The sequence below is a fragment of the Gammaproteobacteria bacterium genome (assembly GCA_013696315.1).
Taxonomy (GTDB): Bacteria; Pseudomonadota; Gammaproteobacteria; order JACCYU01; family JACCYU01; genus JACCYU01.
On sequence record JACCYU010000051.1, the window covers coordinates 1 to 5,193 of the forward strand.

The 5,193-nt window shown below is 60.8% G+C and carries 4 protein-coding genes; all 4 read right to left on the minus strand.

The window, feature by feature from the left end:
• Nucleotides 1–426, minus strand: a 426-nt coding sequence (locus H0V34_03090) for a hypothetical protein (GenBank protein ID MBA2490721.1), incomplete at its 3' end; no start/stop codon positions are given.
• A gap of 529 nt (nucleotides 427–955) precedes the next feature.
• On the minus strand, nucleotides 956–2,203 hold the full coding sequence (locus H0V34_03095; protein ID MBA2490722.1) for a PAS domain-containing protein: 1,248 nt from the start codon (nucleotides 2,201–2,203) through the stop codon (nucleotides 956–958).
• Nucleotides 2,204–2,680: 477 nt separating this feature from the next.
• Nucleotides 2,681–3,754 carry a chemotaxis-specific protein-glutamate methyltransferase CheB gene (gene cheB, locus H0V34_03100; protein ID MBA2490723.1) on the minus strand — a complete coding sequence of 358 codons (1,074 nt, stop codon included), beginning with the start codon at nucleotides 3,752–3,754 and terminating at the stop codon, nucleotides 2,681–2,683.
• A gap of 14 nt (nucleotides 3,755–3,768) precedes the next feature.
• Nucleotides 3,769–5,193: response regulator (locus H0V34_03105; GenBank protein ID MBA2490724.1), on the minus strand; the 1,425-nt coding region annotated here is incomplete at its 5' end.

Sequence of the window (5,193 nt, forward strand, 5' to 3'; positions counted from 1 at the left end):
ATCCACAAAGTGTTCGAACTGCGGCGCAAAGTACGCATGGTCGCAACACCAACCATGCACCAGCAGCAAGGGCGGTGAGGCGCTGCCCGCCTCAACATGGAACAACGCTACGCCATCGCGCTGCAACAGGTAATAGCGCGCGTAAAGAATCACCAGCACACCGAAACTCAAAATCAGCAGGGCGAACAGCAGCGCGAGCCCGTCCAGCCGAAACGATGCGTTCAGTCCCAGCGCGGGAATCCAGGGCCAGTCAGCCTCGATCGCTTCGCCGGCAAAAACGCCTGGCGCGAGTCGCAAAAGCAAGAGCAGCGCCGGCGCAGTGATCGCAGCCGCGGCCCACGCACAGGCGTTGCGGCCGCGGGGTACAAGTACTGCCGGCAGCCACGCGGTCAAAAGTGGCAGCAGTGCGATGATCGGCAGTGTCATACAGGTCTATACCAGATGCGGACAACGCTCAAGCCTGGCTACGCAATCGAGCTCAGTAAGGAAGCTCTGAACAAGTGTCATTTCGAAGCTTTTCACTGTATTCAGGATAAACTCCGCGAGAAATCTTTCGCCGTAAAGAAACTAGTTGATTCATGGAGTTACAGGATCTCTCTCTCAGGCCGAGATGACAGAGTGTGGCTTGATCGGAGGCTCCCCAATGTCTCGGCGTGGCGCTTTTCACAAAATCTACCGCAAGCTCATCCATATCTTCAACTTCGGCGGCGTAGAGCCCGCAAACCCCCGCACGTTGTGCTGGCGTTTGCAGTGCCGCCGATCCAGATGCAGCAGGACACCGGGCACTCTCAGCTATTGTCCTTTCGTTGCAGAGAAGTTATCAGGCAAGCGAATGACTCGTTGAGGATCCTGGTGGCTGCGCAACCCGGCGTCGGAGGTTATATCATTACGGAAGCCTACGCTGCGCACTATTTTCGCGCGGTTCAGGAGGCGCCGGAATGTTCTTCGTTCATTGTCATTGCACTGATCCCGACGGGCTCAGCGTGAAACTAAAAGTAGCGCCCTTATCCGGCTCCCCCTCGGCCCACACCCGGCCGCCATGCCGCGCCACGATTCGCTCCACAATGGCCAGGCCGATCCCCGTGCCCTCGAATTCTTTTGCCGAGTGCAGCCGCTGGAATACTCTAAAGAGCTTATCCGCATACCGCATGTCGAAACCCGCGCCGTTGTCGCGTACGAACAGGATTAGATGCCCATTCTCCTCCCCGGCACTACCGACCTCGATTTCCGCTGGCTCGCGATGACGGGTGTACTTCACCGCATTGCCCAGCAGGTTGGCGAACACTTGCTTGAGCATCGCGCGATCGCCAGTCGCCGCAGGCAGCGAGCGGATGTGCCAGGCAATGTCGCGATCATGGGTGGTCATTTCCAGGTCGCGCATAACTTCTCCTACCAGGTCCGCCAGTTCGACGTTGCATTCCTGCATCCCGACCCGTCCCATGCGTGAAAATGCCAGTAGATCGTCGATCAGTTGGCCCATCCGCAGACTGGCGTCTATAACCACCTGCACATAGCGCTCTGCATCGGGAGACAGCTGCCCCGCGGTATCCTCCACTAGCATTTTAAGGTAGCCGTTGATGTGTCGGAGCGGCGCCCGCAGGTCGTGAGACACGGAATACGAAAACGACACCAGCTCGTGGTTCGCCGCTTCGAGTTGGGCGGCCCGCTGCTCTAGCGTGGCGTTCAGTGTCTGGATTTGTCGCTCGCTTTCTTTTTGTTCAGTGACATCTTCAGAAATCCCCAGCAAATTGCGTGGCTCGCCATGCTCATCCAGGATCGGCACCTTCCTGGTGTGCAGGATCCGAGTGCCCTTGCCGCGGGTTTGAATCGGCTCCTCGGAGATATCCACCACCGTGCTGCCCATCAGCACCTCGCGGTCCCTGGCGGTGAAGGAATCAGCTTGTTCCGTGGGGAACACGTCATGGTCGCACTTGCCGAGCAGGTCATCCCGCGCATAGCCCAGCAGTTCCTCCCCGGCGCGGTTCAAGCGCACAAACCTGAGGCTCTGAGCATCCTTGACGAAGACCATGTTGGGGATGTTCTCGATCACCGAATCGAGAAAGTGGTTCGCCGCCCGCAGTTCCTTGTTGGCCGCATCGACCCTGGCATTGAGTGACTGGAGTTCTTCGTGGCTGCGGTTGAGTTCCCTGTTGCGCTGGATGGCGGCGTCGTAAGTTGACAGCAGCAGGTTGAGGATCTGCACACGATCGGCTCTGATGACATGCTTTTGGCCGTTGAAATGGATGTCGACCCCGGACCCACATCGTTCACCCGCCGCGTTTCCCGATTGAGGAGCACGTAGCGTACGCGACCGAGCAGATAAAACTCGTCATACGGCTTGAGAACGAAGGTATCCGCACCACACGCCAGTCCTTCGATCACGTCCTGGGGATCAGACATGGTGGTGACGAGAATCATCGGGATATGGCGAAGACCAGGGTCCGCCTTCATCCGACGCGAAAGTTCATAACCGTCCATTTCCGGCATGACCACGTCGCTGATGACCAGCGCGGGGCCGAACCGGGGCGCCATTTCCAAGGCGGCGCGACCGTTATTGGCACTGGCGACTTCGTAGCCTTGCTTTTCGAGCATGTGCCGCAGCACCTGCGCCTGGGTAGGACTGTCTTCCGCGATCAGGATTTTCACGGGCGGCCCGGGTTGCGGATTCGTGACCATGACCTCAGTTCGTCGGCATCCCGTTTCTGTTGCTGACCAGCGCGACCAGCGCATCGGCTATCTTGTCGGCTGACAGCACATGCGTGGCACCACCCAGGGCAATGGCTACTCCCGGCATGCCGTGCACCAGCGAGCTTTCGCGGTCCTGCGCAATCGTGGTCGCGCCCGTGTCCTTGAGCAGTTTTAACTCGGCTGCGCCGTCACTGCCCATGCCGGTGAGCAACACACCCAGCGCGCCTGGGCCGTACGCCGCGGCCAGCGAACGAAACAGGAACGACACTGCCGGTCGCACGTGATGCTCCGGTTCCTCCCGGGTCAGGACAATCCAGCCGCCCGCGCCGACCCCCATGTGGAAATCGTCGGGCGCCAGGTAAACGCGCCCTGGCAGCGGGACAGTGCCGTAGGATGCAATTTGTATCTGTAAACTGGTGGTACGGTTAAGCCACTCGGCCATGCCGTCCACAAAGCCGCGCGCAATGTGCTGCACGAGCAGTATTGGCGCGGGAAAGTACTTCGGCAGGCTTGCAAGTATCGTTTGCAACACCGGCGGGCCACCAGTGGACGCGCCGATGGCGATCAGCTTGATATCCCGCCGGGTGTTCTGCCATTTTGAGGAATACGCCACCTGTACAGGCGCCGGCCACAGCTTGCGGGTCCGGCGCACGACACTCACCTCCGACATCAATTTCACCGTTTGGAGGAGGTTCGCGGCCGTCGTTTCGAAATCGGCATGTCCGCTACCGGTCGGCTTCTCGATGCAGGCGACCGCGCCGGCTTCCAGCGAGCGGAATGTAATGTCCATCTCTCTCGGATCTACAACAGCGCTGCAGATGACGATCGGCAGCGGCTGTTGTTCCATGATGCGGCGCGTAGCCTCGAAGCCATCCAGCACCGGCATGTACAGGTCCATGAGCACCACGTCGGGTTTGTTCTTGACAACGAAATCCACCGCGGCTGAGCCGTCACCGACAGCGCCGACGACGCGGATCCGCGGATCGGATTCAAGCACGTGGACGAGGAACATTCGCGTCACCGGCGAATCCTCCGCCAACAGCACGTTGATCTTGCCTTCACTCATGGAATATCCACTCGTTAGATCAACCGTCCAACTGCCTCAAGCAGGTTGCTCTGATCGAAGCTGCCCTTGACGATGTAGGCGTTGGCGCCCGCGTCGACGCCGCGCTCGCGGTCCTCGCGTGTTGCCAGCGCCGTCACCAGCACCACCGGCAGATCCGCCAGTTTCGGGTCCGCGCGGACGCGCGCGGTGAGATCGATGCCATTCATGCGTGGCATCTCCACGTCGGAGACGAGCAGGTCGAAATGTTCCGTCCGTAACAGGGCGAATCCCTCCATCCCGTCCAGCGCGGTTTTAACGTCATACCCCGCCGACTCCAGAATGGTTTTAAGCAGCATCCGCGACGTGATCGAATCTTCGACCACGAGAATTCTCCTGGTCTCGGCTTGCGCTGGCGCCGTCGGAATGGCCTTGCGCGCCGCTGTGCCGGCAACGTTTTGGGCCGACTTGAGGAGGTCCGCCACATTGAGTATGGGCACGACCTGGCCGGAGCCCAGCAACGTGGCGGCGGCGATATTACGCACGCGCGACAACGGCTTGCGCAGCGGCTTAACGAGCACCTCCTGCTCCTCCAGAACCGCATCCACGGCGAACGCGATGCGCTGGTCGCCACTGCCGACGATAATGACCGGCACCCCACCGGGCGGCGTGTCTTTTTGTTCGATGCGCGCCAGCTCCAGTGTGTCGGCCAGTGATACCAGGGCGACCGCGCGCCCGTCGAACGAGATGGTTTCGCGACCTTCGACGGTTTTAACGTCGTCGGGCCTGGCGCGCCCCACCCGCTCCACCTGCGCGGTCGGTATCACCAGTAATCGCCCGGCGGCATCGACCAGAATGCCGCGAAATGTTGCCCGCGTCGCCGGCACGATGACGCGGAAGGTGGTCCCCAGGCCCAAGCGGCTTTCGACCGAGACTTCGCCGCCCAGCTTGTTTGCCTTCTCGCGTACGATCGCGAGGCCCAATCCCCGTCCGGACAATTGCGTGATGGTCGGGCTGGTGGACACTTCGGACCCGAAAATCAGCGCCTGAGCCTCGCACTCGCCGATTGTGGCCGCATCCTCTGCCGTGATAGTCCCGCGCCTGACTGCCGACTCTTTCACCCTGGTGGTGTCGATGCCGGCGCCGTCGTCGGACACGAGCAGCTGCACCTTGCTACCGCTAATTTGTGACACCGCCAGCGTAATGGTCGCCCGGGCCGGTTTGCCACGCCGGGTGCGCTCCTCCGGGAGCTCGACGCCATGGTCGATACTGTTGCGCAGCAAGTGGGTAAGCGGGTCCTTCATGAGCTCGAGAATGCGCTTGTCGAGCTCGACATCCTCACCACGGATCGTGAGGTCGGCCTCCTTGCCCTCATCTCGGCAAAGATCGCGCACCATCTTGGGGAACGAGGCCGTAGTCGTGGCGAAAGGCAGCAGCAGCAATTGCTTGGAACCCTCCAGCAG